Consider the following 14325-nt stretch of genomic DNA (forward strand, 5'->3'; position numbering starts at 1 on the left):
GGACTACCTGTAAAATAAGGCAGTCCCTTTTTTTATGTGTTTTTTTTACCTTTACGGATGTGGGAAACCGTAATTTTTCTTACAGTTTTTTATATATTTGGAATCATCCTTAACGATTTGCTTATGAAAAAACTTTACCTCAATTTTATATTTGCATTAATTTTTTCCTTAAACGCAATTAGTTCCTACGGACAGTTACCCGATTTTACTCTTACCGTCACCGGAACGGATGAAACTTGTAACAGAAACGGAACCTTATCCTTTACAGTAAGCGGAACCCATCCAAATGCCGGTATTATTTATACAATATACAAACTGCCTGTACTTAACAGTCCTTATGCCACAGTCTCGACCAATTCTTTATCAGGGCTCACAGGAGGAACATACAGGGTTATCGCTACGCAGACTTTAGGTACAGAAAATAATCAGCAACAAAAAGACTTCGTTATAAACAGTACGGCTTCTTTTTTAGAATTCAATATGACTTTTAGTGATATTGCCTGCAGTCTTAATAGAAATATAATCGTAAATGTCACCAGTGGGAATCCTATAGGATATGAAATCATTTCAGGCCCCATAATAAAACCCCGGCAAACTTCCAACATTTTCACTAATCTTGTGGCGGGAAACTACCTGATCAAAGTTTATGATTCCTGTGGTAACGCAGTATCCAGGTCCTACACCTTAGTAACTCTCGAAGAAATCCCCAACAATCTGGAAGTTTCTGTTGGTATAACACCTCATTCTGAATTGGTTAATTGTAATACGATTGGGGCTTCTTTTACTGTAGATGCAATAGCAGGATCTACGGTAAGCTATCCGCTCACTTTTGTATTTACTATTTTTCCACCTGGAGGCGGTGCTCCTATTACAAAAACCTATATAGCAAATGGCCCTCAAGATTCCTATACAATAGAACTTCCATTTTACAATGCTCCTTACAGCTATAGTTTAGTAGTTACTGACGGTTGCGGCAAAGTATTCCGGCAAGATGTCACCCCTATGAATACCCTATTTTCAATATTACTGGAGCGGCAAACATTGAGATGCGGCATACAGTCCTTTACGGTTACGACATCAAACTTTACCTATCCAATAACGGTAGAGTTTCTTTCTGCACCAGCCGGATTCAACCCTTCTGTTTACAACTCTTCACATCCTACTTATTTTTCTAATCCAACTTTTGGAAATACTACCAATGTACTTCCTGAAGGTTCCTATGTAGTAAAAGTAACCGATGCTTGCGGAAGAACAGCTACAGAAAATGTCATCATTGACCATGAAACTGATGCCAAATTTGTTGCTACAGGGTCATGCGGCATATCTGGCGTTATCTTTGGTGAAATTCTGGGTTCTAATATCGTTTCCGCAACCATAAACACTGCCCCTTCCGGCTTTACTTTCCCTACTCCTCATAATGTCAATGCCTACATACAAAGTGATGGAGGCCTTGTTATTTCCAATATTCTTGTCCCTGGATTATATTCTATAACTCTAGTAGACGAATGCGGAAATACTTATACAAAACCGGTCACCGTACCCGCTGGCGGCTCTGGTGCGCCAAGAGTAAATTATCTGGGCGGATGCGAACCCGGATTTGGTTCTGTCTATATCGGTGGCGCACCAGATGTTCAAATACGGAGTGCTGAATTTATATCTGTACCTAGTACTTACAATGGCCCGATGAATGTTTCTGTCAACATCAGAGGTTCCTATTTCATGATGAGTTCACTACCCATTGGAACCTATCTTATTAAAATAAAAGACTCTTGTAATTCAGAATATACCTTGACCTTACAAATCAAGGAATATATTGGCAACACTACTTTTGAAATTGCAGAAGCATGTTCTTCTTTTAATATCCGATTTAACCATACAAATAACAACGGCTCAGTTATAAATCTCGGATATTGGCTGCAAAAGTTCAATCCGGCAACAGGTCAATGGGGCCATCCTAATACAAATGTTGCCTATACTGAAAATTCCCTTCCTAACATTAACAATTCAATCTCAGTTACTAATAATAATACGTGGAACCTGAATTTTCCAATAGGAGGAAAATTTAGGATCGTAACTGCTTCATCTATCTACAATAGCGTTGGTGCCAGCAATTCATGTATATTTACTATAAAAGAATTTGAAACAGGAATGCTTCCTGAAATAAAAGGAGCCTTAAACTTTTCTTGTTCCGGCACCCTCTCAGACGTTTTGCTAAATGTAGTTGGCGAAGGAAACTTTACTTTCAGAATCATCGAAAAAAACGGTCAGCCTTTTGTTTTTTCAAACGGCAGTAGTCCGTTATTTACCGATTTGGAATCTGCGGTTTATGTTTTTGAAATAAAAGATCAATGCCAGAACACAAGTACTTATACCCATGATGTTACGACTCCGTTTGTATTTTCTATAGCAGCTTCTTTATGCGACGGACAAAACAGTACGCTTTCTGTACCTAATTTCCCTTACCTGCACTACAGGTGGTATAAGCAAGGAGCCGAAAATGTTACATTAGGCACTAGTGCTACATTAGCTTTTGCTCCTTTAAATGTCGCTACACAGTCAGGTCTGTATCATGTGGCCGTTACCTATCCGGCAGAACCGGATTCCTGCCTGAACCAAATCCTAAACTATCAAATCGATGCCGGAAACCCGCCAAATGCCGGAAATGACAATGATGTAGACCTATGTTCTATTCCTCCTTCCATCAATCTATTTGATTATTTATTAGGCAATGCAGACCAAAACGGAACCTGGGAACAAATTCCTTCTACAGGTGCACTTTCATCAAATGTATGGAATACGGAAGGTGTCCAACAAGGCTCAACTTATTACTTCAGGTATTTCGTAAGAGGATTTTGCGGCGTTGAAGACGAAGCTATAGTCTCTATACATTTTAACACTGTTGTCCCTACTCCTATTATTAATTCTGTTGGTTCCCTTTGTGAAGGCTCCCCAATTAATATCAGTATTCAAAATCCAAATCTTCTGTACAATTATACCTGGTCCGGACCGAACGGATTTACGGCTACCGGCATCAATCCGGCATTTCCAAATGCAACGATTGCAATGTCCGGAACTTATACTGTTACAACCAATATGGTCAACTGTCCTTCTGAACCACTGTCATTTGAACTTGTTGTAACACCACAACCTGAATTTCATTTTACACAGGAAAACACCAGAATCTGCTTCGGACAGGAAACCACTCTAAAAGTTATTCCTGACAATTTTGAAGAATCAGAAGCTGATTATATCTGGCGTAATGAAGATGGAGAAATTGTAGGCGGTAATTCTGCAGAAGTCGAAATCAATGAACCGGGACTATATAGTGTCCTTGTAAATGTCAGTAATTGTACTTTTTCAAAATCGGTACAAGTTGACGAAAACACAGATACTTTTTCTGTAGGAGCCCAGGCAAAATGTGAAAACGAGCACTACATGCTTACCGCTTTTGCAATAGACAATTCATTCAATGAATCAAACGCTACCTATGCATGGACAGGACCAAATGGTTTTAATGCAACAACACAGTCTACTGACATTACCGGTCTGGAATCAGGAATATATACCGTTGTAGTAACCAACGAAGAAGGCTGTACCACTACAACATCAATTCCTGTCGAAAAAAGTTATTGCAAAATACCAAAAGGAGTTTCTCCAAACGGCGATAATAAAAACGACACCTGGAATCTGGCCGGACTTGATATCCTTAGAGTTAAAATTTTTAACCGTTATGGAACAGAAGTGTATGAAATGAACAATTATGTAAACCAATGGCACGGACAATGCTCTGATGGTAAACTGCTTCCTACTGCAACCTATTATTATTACATCTCTTTCAGAGATGGAAAAGAGAAAACAGGTTGGGTTTATTTAAATCGTGAGGTAAATTAATTCTATCTTTAAAATACTTAAAACCGCCAGCAAAAATTGGCGGTTTTATTATTAATTTTATTTTCAATTATTTTTGAAAGTTCGAAAATAAATTTATACATTTGAGGTATGGAATTCAAAGAAGCAAAAAACAAATTCATCCAAACATGGGGAGCATTAGGTTCTCAATGGGGTATCAACAAAACGATGGCACAAATCCATGCGTTACTGATGGTTTCTCCTGAGCCGCTTTCTATGGAAGACATTATGGAAGAATTATTGATTTCCAGAGGTAATGCCAGCATGAACCTTCGCGCCTTGATGGATTGGGGAATTGTATACAAAGAATACAAATCTGGCGAAAGAAAAGAATTTTTTATAGCCGAAAAAGATTTAGACGAACTGGCTGTTAAAATAGCACAGGAAAGAAGTAAAAGAGAAATCAAACCCGCATTGAGAGTACTCAAAGATGTTTCTTCTATCAAAGCCAACGAAACCGGAGAAACAAAACATTTTGTGGAACAGACTTCCAAACTTTATGATTTTGTACTAAAAGCTGATAATATGATTGACAAGGTAACTGAATTTAAAGACAATTGGATTGCCCGTTTGGTCATGAAAATCATGAAATAAAAAAATTTAATTAAAACTTTCATTTTTTTCTGAAAGTTTAAAAAATATTAATCATGACACTTATACAAAAAATTAATTGTTTCGCTATAGGCCTTCCCATTACAATAGCCGCATTGGCTGTATTTGAAGTCGGGATGTTATCATTTGCTTTATTGTCAACAGTTATTACAGGATTCCTTCAGGTTTCTATTGCGTTAGTACTTTTTATTAATCATTACAAAAACAGACATCTCCAGGCCTATCTTTTGCTTTGTATCCTATTCTTCTCATTATGGTTTACAATGGATTGGGGATGGATTTGGGCAATGCCGCCATCTTTAGCCTTTTATATGACAGTCATTTTACATTTCATAATTAAAGAAAAACAGTAATGAAACTGCCTTTTATTAATCAAAAAATGGAAATCATGAAAACACTTGAAAACCAAACATTATTGTATGATGAAGATTGTCCACTCTGCCAGGCCTACACAACAGGTTTTATAAAAACAGGGATGTTGGACAAAAACGGCAAAAAACCATTTTCTAATCTGACAGAAGAAGAACACAGTTTTATCGATTTCAAAAGAGCTTCTAATGAAATTGCTTTGGTCGACAATAAAAACAAAACCGTCATTTACGGAATAGACAGCCTGTTGAAAGTGATTGGAAATTCTTTTCCATGGATAGAAAAAGTCGGAAACGTTCCTCCTGTGAAATCCCTGTTGAAAAAACTTTATTCTTTTATCTCATACAATCGGAAAGTAATTATCCCTAATCAAAACACCAATACTACTGCTTTGCAATGTGTTCCGAGTTTTAATTATAAATACAGAATTATCTACATTCTTTTCACAATTGTCATTACTGCATTGACACTGCATAATTTTTCAAACCTCATCCCTAATCTGCCTCGCGGAAATTTCGGAAGAGAATTGGCTATTGCTTTCGGACAAATTGTTTTTCAATCCTTGTTTTTACTAAAAATTGAAAAAAGAAATCTGGTAAACTATACAGGAAATCTGATGACAGTGTCATTGGCAGGTGCTCTGCTCCTGACACCTATCTTAATCCTGAACCAATTTATAAATATTCCACAAATCGCCATCTTAATCTGGTTTGCCCTTGTAGTTTTATTTATGCTTATGGAACATTCCAGAAGAATTAAAATATTGCGACTTCCAACTATACTTTCTTACACCTGGGTAATTTACAGAGTAATTGTCTTGTTAGTCATCTTAACCTTTTAATTTAACCAACCTTCCCACCCTGCCAGGGTTAATAACCCTGGCAGGGTGGGAGGAAAACATACAAAAACATGAAAAAATTAATAATCGCAGCAGGAACCGGATTCCTAGGACAAGTTCTTGTGAATCATTTTAAAGATAAATTTGAAGAAATTATTATTCTTACCAGAGGAAGTTCGAAAATAAAAGGAAACATCAGGCACATAAAATGGAATGCCAAAACATTTTCAGGCTGGGAAAAGGAATTGGAAAATGCGGATGTACTCATCAATCTTGCCGGTAAATCTGTTGATTGCAGGTATACCGAAGAAAACAAAAAAGAAATTCTGGATTCCAGACTTGAAAGTACCAATATCCTGAATCTTGCCATACAACAATGCGAAAATCCACCCAAACATTGGCTAAACTCTTCTACCGCTACTATTTACAGACATTCATTAGACAAAGAAATGGGCGAAGAAAATGGCGAAATCGGAAATGACTTTTCTATGAATGTTGCCAAATCATGGGAAAAAACCTTCTTTGAAATGCAAACTCCGCATACTAAAAAAACAGCATTACGAACCTCAATCGTATTAGGAAAAAACGGAGGTGCCTATCTTCCTTTAAAAAATCTGACCAAAGTAGGTTTTGGTGGAAGGCAAGGAAAAGGAAACCAATTTATCAGTTGGATTCATGAAAAAGATTTTGCAAGGGCGGTAGCCTTTATTATTGAAAAAGAACTTACAGGAGTTTTAAATATAGTTTCTCCACAACCTATTCGAAACACGCTTTTTATGAAAGCACTTCGTAAAAGTTTAGGTGTTCCAACCGGAATTCCAATAAGCGAAAAACTCTTAAAATTTGGCGCAAGAATGATTGGTACAGAAACAGAACTCGTCTTAAAGAGCAGGAATGTTATTCCGAAACGGCTAACGGAAAATGGTTTTATATTTGAATTTGGAGTATTACGAGATGCGTTAGATAGTTTATAACCTTTAACCCTGGCAGGGTTTGAAACCCTGCCAGGGTTAACGTCGTTAAAACAAATACACCAACCCCAACCAAAAAACAGGAATACTCTCCACCCAAAAAGATGTATAGTATTTGGAACGGTTTTCATTGGCAAAAATCATAAACAACGAAGTAACAATGACCAAAATAGCATTGACAAAAAGCTGATTGGTGTCAATAGTACTTTTCAAAAACTCCAGAAAGTAAAGCGGCACCAACAGAAGCAGCCCTACAATTTTGGTCTTTTTCACCCCTATTCGTTGAGGTACAGTACCCAATGCCGGGCTATCTGTCTTTAAATCGATAATCTCAAAAATCAAAATCAGGCTGATAACCAGTAAAAACCGTTGGCAAAATTTAAGAATGACATCCGAAAAAACTTCGGTACCCACATTAATTAACGGTAACAGTGTAGTAACTCCTGACCAGCAAAGAGCAACAATATAAATTTTGACACCACTCCAGTTCCTGATATTTTTTCTGCTTGAAAATACTGGCACCGTATACAAAAAAGTCAGTCCAAAGAAAATAAAAGCCGTAACCTGGGTGATGAATTTCAAATGAAAAAAGAAATAAGCAGCTGCTATAAAAGCAATCAGGCTTAAAATAGCTATCCCCTTAAGTTCAAATCGTAAAGATTTTTTATTTCTGAAAAAATCTTCATATTTGATAAAATTATATCCGAAAATAGTCCCGAAAAAAGCAAAACCTGCCATCGACAAATCGAAAGGATTTCGGAACATATGGTTGGTCATTAAAACCAGTGACAAAACGGCTACCGCAACGTGTATGCTGCCATTAATATAAAAATTAAATAGTCGTCTGATAGCCTGCATACTGCAAAAATAACGAAACTGTTAACAACACCGAGTTTTCGTTGAAAATTTCCTAAAAAAACCATGTTAAAAAAGGATTTATTTTTGAGATTAATAAGTATTTTTGTGCCACAAAAAACAACCCACGACAATATTATATGAAAACAGATGCTTTTGCTTTAAGACACATCGGTCCGAGAGAAAACGATTTGCAGCATATGCTGAAAACTATTGGTGTTGAATCAATTGACCGATTGATTTATGAAACGCTTCCTGATGACATCCGTCTAAAAGCGCCGCTGAATTTAGAACCAGCCATGACCGAATATGAATATTTGAATCATATTCAAAAACTAGGAAATAAAAACAAAGTATTCAAGTCATATATTGGTTTGGGTTATCATCCTGCAATTGTTCCTGCGGTTATTCAAAGAAATATCTTTGAAAATCCCGGATGGTATACGGCCTATACGCCTTATCAGGCTGAAATCGCTCAAGGCCGTTTGGAAGCACTATTGAATTTCCAGACAACTGTTATTGAATTGACAGGAATGGAAATCGCTAACGCTTCACTACTTGACGAAGGAACTGCCGCTGCCGAAGCAATGGCATTACTTTTTGATGTAAGAACACGCGACCAAAAGAAAAATAACGCTAACAAATTCTTTGTTTCTGAAGAAATTTTACCACAAACCTTGTCTGTTTTGGAAACCCGTTCGACTCCAATTGGAGTGGAATTAGTAGTAGGTAACCACGAAGAATTTACATTCGGAAATGATTTCTTCGGAGCCATCCTTCAATATCCTGGCAAATACGGCCAGGTTTACGATTATGCCGCATTCATTGTACAGGCAAAATCAAACGAGATAAAAGTAGCTGTTGCTGCTGATATCATGAGTTTGGTAAAATTAACTTCTCCAGGAGAAATGGGCGCAGACGTAGTTGTTGGAACAACGCAACGTTTCGGAATTCCGATGGGTTACGGCGGACCTCATGCTGCTTACTTCGCTACCAAAGAAGAATACAAGAGAAGTATGCCAGGAAGAATCATTGGTGTGACTATCGACACCAACGGAAACCGTGCGCTTCGTATGGCTTTGCAAACTCGTGAGCAACATATCAAACGTGAAAAAGCAACATCTAACATTTGTACGGCTCAGGTTCTTTTGGCTGTCATGGCAGGAATGTATGCCGTATATCACGGTCCAAAAGGACTGGATTATATTGCCGGAAAAATACATGCTTCTGCAGTAACAACAGCGAATGCTTTAAGTAAATTAGGGATTGAGCAAACAAACTCATCTTTCTTCGACACAATTGTTGTAAAGGCAGATGCCCAGAAAGTAAAAGCGATTGCTGAGAAAAATGAATTCAACTTCTATTATATCGACAACAATACAGTTGCCATTTCATTTAACGAAACAACCGGTTTGGCAGACATCAATACTATCATTTCTATTTTTGCAGAAGCTGCCGGAAAAGAAACGGTAAAAGTAACCGAATTGGCTGCCCAAACACAATACAGTGAAAGTCTGAACAGAACAAGCACTTTCCTTACACATGAAGTTTTCAACAAACACCATTCAGAAACAGCACTGATGCGTTACATCAAAATGCTCGAAAGAAAGGATTTGGCTTTGAATCACTCCATGATTTCTTTAGGTTCGTGTACAATGAAGCTGAATGCAGCTGCTGAAATGCTTCCTTTGAGCATGGCAAACTGGAACAATATTCACCCTTTTGCCCCTATCGAACAAGCAGAGGGTTACCAAACAATGCTGAAAAAACTAGAGCAGCAATTAAATGTTATTACCGGTTTTGCAGGTACTACCCTACAGCCAAATTCCGGAGCGCAAGGGGAATATGCAGGTTTAATGGTTATCCGCGCTTATCACCAGTCAAGAGGTGAATCGCACAGAAACATTGCCTTAATCCCGGCTTCTGCCCACGGTACAAACCCGGCAACAGCAACTATGGCAGGAATGCAGGTTGTGGTTACAAAAACATCTGAAAACGGAAACATTGATGTTGAAGATTTAAGAGCCAAGGCTATTCAATACAAAGATAACCTGGCATGTTTAATGGTTACCTATCCGTCTACTCACGGAGTTTATGAAGCTTCTATTATTGAAGTGACAAAAATCATACATGAAAATGGAGGACAGGTTTACATGGACGGTGCCAATATGAATGCACAGGTAGGATTGACAAATCCGGCTACTATCGGAGCGGACGTTTGCCACCTGAACCTGCATAAAACCTTTGCTATTCCTCACGGAGGCGGAGGACCTGGTGTAGGACCAATTTGCGTTGCTCCACATTTGGTAGAATTCCTGCCTACAAACCCTGTAATCCCTACAGGTGGAAACCATGCAATCACTGCAATTTCTGCAGCACCATGGGGTTCTGCTTTGGTTTGCTTAATTTCATACGGCTATATCACCATGCTTGGTGCCGAAGGTTTAACCAGCTCAACACAGCACGCTATCCTGAATGCCAACTATATCAAAGAAAGATTGAACGGACATTATGCTACTTTATATTCCGGCGAAATGGGGCGTGCGGCTCACGAAATGATTATCGAATGCCGTCCGTTCAAAGAAAAAGGAATTGAAGTTACAGATATCGCCAAACGTTTGATGGACTATGGTTTCCATGCGCCAACAGTTTCTTTCCCGGTTGCCGGAACTTTGATGATTGAGCCTACGGAAAGTGAAAATCTGGAAGAACTGGACCGTTTCTGCGATGCTATGATTTCTATTCGTAAAGAAATTGAAAAAGCTTCAGCAGATGACAAGAACAATGTCTTGAAAAACTCTCCTCACACATTGGCTATGCTTACAGCAGACACCTGGGATTTCCCATACACAAGAGAAGAAGCGGCTTTCCCTCTGGAATATATCGCAGAAAACAAATTCTGGCCATCTGTTCGCAGAGTTGACGATGCTTATGGTGACAGAAATCTGGTTTGTTCCTGCGCTCCTATTGAAGCTTACATGGAAAGCTAACAGAAATTTTATATAACAAAAAAGCCGATAGTAAAACTATCGGCTTTTTTTATTTTGAATACTTATTAGTATTTATAAGCAACTCCTTTTTTGATAACCTGTGAACCACCCAAAGCATTAGAACTAGCACCAACAGTAGCTTTGTCAGCCATTAACAAAATAAAAGGACATCCTAATTTAGCAGCTTCCATTTTTAGTTTTTTCTCTGCTTTCTTATCACCTGTATTTCCTGTCTGGAAATTGATAAGACCAGTCTTACCTCTTACCTCATCTACTTTTTTCAATCCTGCGATATAAGATTTCTCCTCAAGGATAACAACTTTTTCCCAGTCTTTTTCTGAGCTCACGTCAATTTTCTCAGAAACTTCTTCTACTCTTCCGCTTTTGCCGTAAACAATTTTTTCAATGGCATATTTCCCTATTGAGTTTTCAGCATCCTCTCCATCATATTTGAAAACAACCACATATTCATCCAAACGAATAACTTTCCCATTTACGGTTTCCCCGCTATGTTTAAAAATTTTGTCCGATTGTGCAAAAATTAACGACGAAGTCATTAATAACATTAATAATAAAATACTTTTTTTCATTTTTTTAAGTTAAAGATTGATTTTGGCGCAAATATAAGATTTTTACTCACAAAAAAAAGTCCAATTGCTTTTAACCTTCAGATTATTAAGCTAATTTTAAGACTCACAAAAAAGCGTCATGAAAGACCTCGAAAATCGCGAAGATTTAATTTTGTTAATGGATAAATTCTATCAGAAATTGCTTCAAAATAAAGCAATTAGTTATCTGTTTACAGATATTGCCCAAATAAACATGGAACATCACCTGCCGGTTATTGTAGATTTCTGGAATCTCAGCCTGTTTGGAAAAGGCAATTATAAAAACAATGTCCTAAAACTCCATTTAGACCTTAATGAGAAATCGGAACTGACTGCGGAACATTTCAAAATCTGGCTTGACACATTCTACCGGATTGTAGATGAAAATTTTTCAGGAGAAAATTCGGAAAAAATAAAAACCAAAGCACTTTCCATCGCCACTGTAATGCAGATTAAACTGCACAAATCTGCTTAAAATAAAATCATATTCTTAGTTATTGAGCAAAAAAATAACTATTTGATAATTATATGCACGCATAATACTTTTTTACAAAGAAGCGCGTTAATTTTTAATACATTAGCAAAAAACATAATCATTCAATAATGAACATAAAAATCATAGGTTCTGGCAGCTATATACCGGAAATCAGAGTTGCCAACCACGACTTTGACAATCATATTTTTCTGGACGACAATAGTGAGCCCTTATCACACCCTACTGAGCTTATTATTGAAAAGTTTAAGGATATAACAGGAATAGAAGAACGTCGCTACGCCGACAGTCATTTGCTGGCTTCCGATATTGGTTTTCTGGCTTCTCAAAAAGCAATTGAGGATGCCAATATAGATGCCGAAACTATAGACTATATTATTGTCGCCCATAATTTTGGTGATGTACAATATGGAAAAATCCAATCCGATATTCTCCCAAGTCTGGCTTCAAGAATCAAACATAAACTCCAGATAAAAAATCCCAAATGTGTAGCCTATGATATCCTTTTCGGGTGTCCGGGCTGGATTGAAGGGATATTGCAAGCCAATGCTTTCATCAAATCAGGAATGGGAAAACGCTGCCTGGTCATTGGAGCAGAAACACTTTCAAGGGTTTTGGATCCGCATGACCGTGATTCCATGATTTATGCTGATGGCGCAGGTGCCACCATAGTAGAAGGCACTGATGGAAATGACGGTTTACTGTCCTATGAAAGTGCGACTTTTGCCTACGATGAAGCAAACTACCTGTTTTTTGGGAAGTCCTACAATAAAGAACTGAATCCGGATGTACGCTACATCAAAATGTATGGCAGAAAAATTTACGAATTTGCCTTGAGCCAGGTTCCTATGGCCATGAAAAGCTGTCTTGAAAAAAGCGGAATTGATATTTCGGAAGTCAAAAAGGTACTTATCCATCAGGCCAACGAAAAAATGGATGAGGCAATCATCAACCGCTTTTACAAACTCTTCAAGGCGGTTCCACCAGCAGGCGTTATGCCTATGAGCATTCATAAATTGGGCAATAGCAGTGTAGCCACTGTGCCCACACTATATGATTTGCTTATCAAAGGAAAAATCGAAAATCAGGAACTTCGTAAAGGAGATGTTATTATCTTTGCATCCGTTGGTGCGGGAATGAATGTAAATGCATTTACGTATCGGTTATAACAAAAGTTCCGGTTTCAGGCTTCATTGCTCGAAGCCTTAAACTTGAAATAAGATGTACGAAAAAACTTTTCCAGAAAAAAGATTTAAGCTCACGCTCGATTTTTTAAACAAGCATATCAACTCTTCAGAAACAATCCTGGATCTGGGAGTCGAAAATCCGTTCTCGAAAATCATGAAGCAAAACGGTTTCCAGGTTATTAATACTACAGGGGAAGACCTTGACAAAGACCAGACAGCACTTCAGTCACAACAATACACAGTGACAACAGCGTTTGAAATTTTTGAACATCTGCTGAATCCATATACGGTACTCCAAAATATTAAGTCTGATAAATTATTTATCTCTATCCCAATGCGCCTTTGGTTTTCACCTGCTTACCGTAGCAAAACCGATATGTGGGACAGACACTATCATGAATTTGAAGATTGGCAACTGGACTGGCTATTGGAAAAAACAGGATGGAAAATACTCGACCGACAAAAATGGACAAATCCGGTAAAAAAGTTTGGAATCAGGCCATTATTGCGAAGATTTACAAACAGGTATTATATAGTATACGCAGAGAAAGTACATAATTCCTGACTTTATGAACTATTATATCGTCATTCCTGCCCACAATGAAGAAGCTTTTATAGCAATGACACTACAGTCGTTGGCAGAACAGACAGTTGTTCCGGCAAAGATTGTTGTGGTAGATGACAATTCAACCGACAATACTTCGGCAATAGTTCAGGAATTTGCCTCTAAATATCCCTACATACATCTTGTTCAAAAAAAATCTGAGGCTATCCATCTTCCGGGAAGCAAGGTTATTCAGGCTTTTCACAAAGGATACGAAACTCTGGACAGCAATTATGATATAATTGTAAAATTAGACGCCGACCTAATCCTGCCTGCAAACTACTTTGAAACGATTATCAATATTTTCAAATCAGACCCAAAAACAGGTATGGCGGGCGGTTTTGCCTATATCGAAAAAAATGGCGATTGGATTCTTGAAAATCTGACGGATAAAGACCATATCCGCGGAGCTTTCAAAGCCTATCGCAAAGCATGTTTTCTACAGATTGGCACTCTTAAACCTGCCATGGGATGGGATACCGTTGATGAATTGTTGTGTAAATTTTACGGCTGGAAAGTAGTGACAGACCAATCTTTAAAGGTTAAACATTTAAAACCGACCGGCGCCAATTATAATAAAACAGCACGTTATAAACAGGGTGAGGCTTTCTATACATTAGGTTACGGTTTTTTTATTACGGCAATAGCTTCCGCAAAACTGGCAATGCTAAAGAAAAAACCCTTTTTGTTTTTTGATTACATCAAAGGATATTTAAAAGCAAAATCTCAAAAGAAACCGTTATTAGTCACCAGAGAACAGGCAAAATTTATCCGAAATTACCGTTTGAAAAAAATGAAAGAAAAGCTATTCTGATTTGGCGTGGTAATTTATTAGTTAAAAAACTCACAAAGCAAAACCAGCTACTCTTGACAATTTTCGTATTTTAGC

Annotated in this window: 12 protein-coding genes; 10 read left to right on the forward strand and 2 right to left on the reverse strand. The window is 37.7% G+C overall.

What is annotated here, in order from left to right; all coding sequences use genetic code 11:
* The first annotated feature begins 123 nt into the window (after window positions 1-123).
* The 5 genes from BGO88_RS15785 to BGO88_RS15805 all read left to right on the forward strand — a co-directional run bounded on the left by BGO88_RS15785 (window position 124) and on the right by BGO88_RS15805 (window position 6702).
* Window positions 124-3891 (forward strand): T9SS type B sorting domain-containing protein, encoded by a 3768-nt coding sequence (locus tag BGO88_RS15785; RefSeq protein WP_286707509.1) that lies wholly within the window; start codon window positions 124-126, stop codon window positions 3889-3891.
* 108 nt (window positions 3892-3999) lie between these two features.
* Window positions 4000-4503 (forward strand): GbsR/MarR family transcriptional regulator, encoded by a 504-nt coding sequence (locus BGO88_RS15790; RefSeq protein WP_286707510.1) that lies wholly within the window; start codon window positions 4000-4002, stop codon window positions 4501-4503.
* 53 nt (window positions 4504-4556) lie between these two features.
* Complete coding sequence (locus BGO88_RS15795; protein WP_286707511.1) at window positions 4557-4874, forward strand: hypothetical protein; 318 nt, start codon at window positions 4557-4559, stop codon at window positions 4872-4874.
* Between the two features lie 35 nt (window positions 4875-4909).
* Window positions 4910-5731: a DCC1-like thiol-disulfide oxidoreductase family protein gene (locus BGO88_RS15800; protein ID WP_286707512.1), complete on the forward strand. Its 822-nt coding sequence runs from the start codon at window positions 4910-4912 to the stop codon at window positions 5729-5731.
* A 68-nt stretch (window positions 5732-5799) separates the two neighbouring features.
* The gene (locus tag BGO88_RS15805; RefSeq protein ID WP_286707513.1) at window positions 5800-6702 is read left to right on the forward strand and encodes a TIGR01777 family oxidoreductase; all 903 of its coding nucleotides are present in this window, start codon (window positions 5800-5802) and stop codon (window positions 6700-6702) included.
* 45 nt (window positions 6703-6747) lie between these two features.
* Here the strand turns inward: BGO88_RS15805 and BGO88_RS15810 are convergent, their stop codons facing one another.
* Entirely contained in the window at window positions 6748-7557 is an 810-nt protein-coding gene (locus BGO88_RS15810; RefSeq protein WP_286707514.1) for a hypothetical protein, read from the reverse strand.
* Window positions 7558-7694: 137 nt separating this feature from the next.
* Between BGO88_RS15810 and gcvP the strand changes: the two genes are divergently transcribed.
* Complete coding sequence (gcvP, locus tag BGO88_RS15815; protein ID WP_286707515.1) at window positions 7695-10544, forward strand: aminomethyl-transferring glycine dehydrogenase; 2850 nt, start codon at window positions 7695-7697, stop codon at window positions 10542-10544.
* 65 nt (window positions 10545-10609) lie between these two features.
* Here gcvP and BGO88_RS15820 read toward each other — a convergent pair whose 3' ends face one another.
* A complete protein-coding gene (locus BGO88_RS15820; RefSeq protein WP_273236343.1) occupies window positions 10610-11134 on the reverse strand; it encodes a hypothetical protein in 525 nt (174 codons plus the stop codon).
* 118 nt (window positions 11135-11252) lie between these two features.
* Here BGO88_RS15820 and BGO88_RS15825 point away from each other — a divergent pair, with 118 nt between their 5' ends.
* The 4 genes from BGO88_RS15825 (at window position 11253) to BGO88_RS15840 (ending at window position 14250) form a co-directional block, all read left to right on the forward strand.
* The gene (locus BGO88_RS15825; protein WP_286707516.1) at window positions 11253-11627 is read left to right on the forward strand and encodes a group III truncated hemoglobin; all 375 of its coding nucleotides are present in this window, start codon (window positions 11253-11255) and stop codon (window positions 11625-11627) included.
* 128 nt (window positions 11628-11755) lie between these two features.
* A complete protein-coding gene (locus tag BGO88_RS15830) occupies window positions 11756-12814 on the forward strand; it encodes a 3-oxoacyl-ACP synthase III family protein (protein WP_286707517.1) in 1059 nt (352 codons plus the stop codon).
* 52 nt (window positions 12815-12866) lie between these two features.
* Window positions 12867-13397, forward strand: a complete 531-nt coding sequence (locus tag BGO88_RS15835; RefSeq protein WP_286707518.1) for a class I SAM-dependent methyltransferase — start codon at window positions 12867-12869, stop codon at window positions 13395-13397.
* Between the two features lie 4 nt (window positions 13398-13401).
* Window positions 13402-14250, forward strand: coding sequence for a glycosyltransferase family 2 protein (locus BGO88_RS15840; protein ID WP_286707519.1), 849 nt, complete (start codon window positions 13402-13404; stop codon window positions 14248-14250).
* The last annotated feature ends 75 nt before the right edge of the window (window positions 14251-14325 follow it).

It is taken from the genome of Flavobacterium sp. 38-13, from assembly GCF_001899155.1.
Taxonomy (GTDB): Bacteria; Bacteroidota; Bacteroidia; order Flavobacteriales; family Flavobacteriaceae; genus Flavobacterium; species Flavobacterium lindanitolerans.

What these genes read in the sequence shown, in the direction of transcription:
- BGO88_RS15805 (WP_286707513.1), top strand. Translation starts at nt 5,800, where the DNA reads ATGAAAAAATTAATAATCGCAGCAGGAACCGGATTCCTAGGACAAGTT.
- BGO88_RS15830 (WP_286707517.1), top strand. Translation starts at nt 11,756, where the DNA reads ATGAACATAAAAATCATAGGTTCTGGCAGCTATATACCGGAAATCAGA.
- BGO88_RS15820 (WP_273236343.1), bottom strand. Translation starts at nt 11,134, where the DNA reads ATGAAAAAAAGTATTTTATTATTAATGTTATTAATGACTTCGTCGTTA.
- BGO88_RS15840 (WP_286707519.1), top strand. Translation starts at nt 13,402, where the DNA reads ATGAACTATTATATCGTCATTCCTGCCCACAATGAAGAAGCTTTTATA.
- BGO88_RS15825 (WP_286707516.1), top strand. Translation starts at nt 11,253, where the DNA reads ATGAAAGACCTCGAAAATCGCGAAGATTTAATTTTGTTAATGGATAAA.
- BGO88_RS15790 (WP_286707510.1), top strand. Translation starts at nt 4,000, where the DNA reads ATGGAATTCAAAGAAGCAAAAAACAAATTCATCCAAACATGGGGAGCA.
- BGO88_RS15810 (WP_286707514.1), bottom strand. Translation starts at nt 7,557, where the DNA reads ATGCAGGCTATCAGACGACTATTTAATTTTTATATTAATGGCAGCATA.
- BGO88_RS15785 (WP_286707509.1), top strand. Translation starts at nt 124, where the DNA reads ATGAAAAAACTTTACCTCAATTTTATATTTGCATTAATTTTTTCCTTA.
- BGO88_RS15795 (WP_286707511.1), top strand. Translation starts at nt 4,557, where the DNA reads ATGACACTTATACAAAAAATTAATTGTTTCGCTATAGGCCTTCCCATT.
- BGO88_RS15800 (WP_286707512.1), top strand. Translation starts at nt 4,910, where the DNA reads ATGAAAACACTTGAAAACCAAACATTATTGTATGATGAAGATTGTCCA.
- BGO88_RS15835 (WP_286707518.1), top strand. Translation starts at nt 12,867, where the DNA reads ATGTACGAAAAAACTTTTCCAGAAAAAAGATTTAAGCTCACGCTCGAT.
- gcvP (WP_286707515.1), top strand. Translation starts at nt 7,695, where the DNA reads ATGAAAACAGATGCTTTTGCTTTAAGACACATCGGTCCGAGAGAAAAC.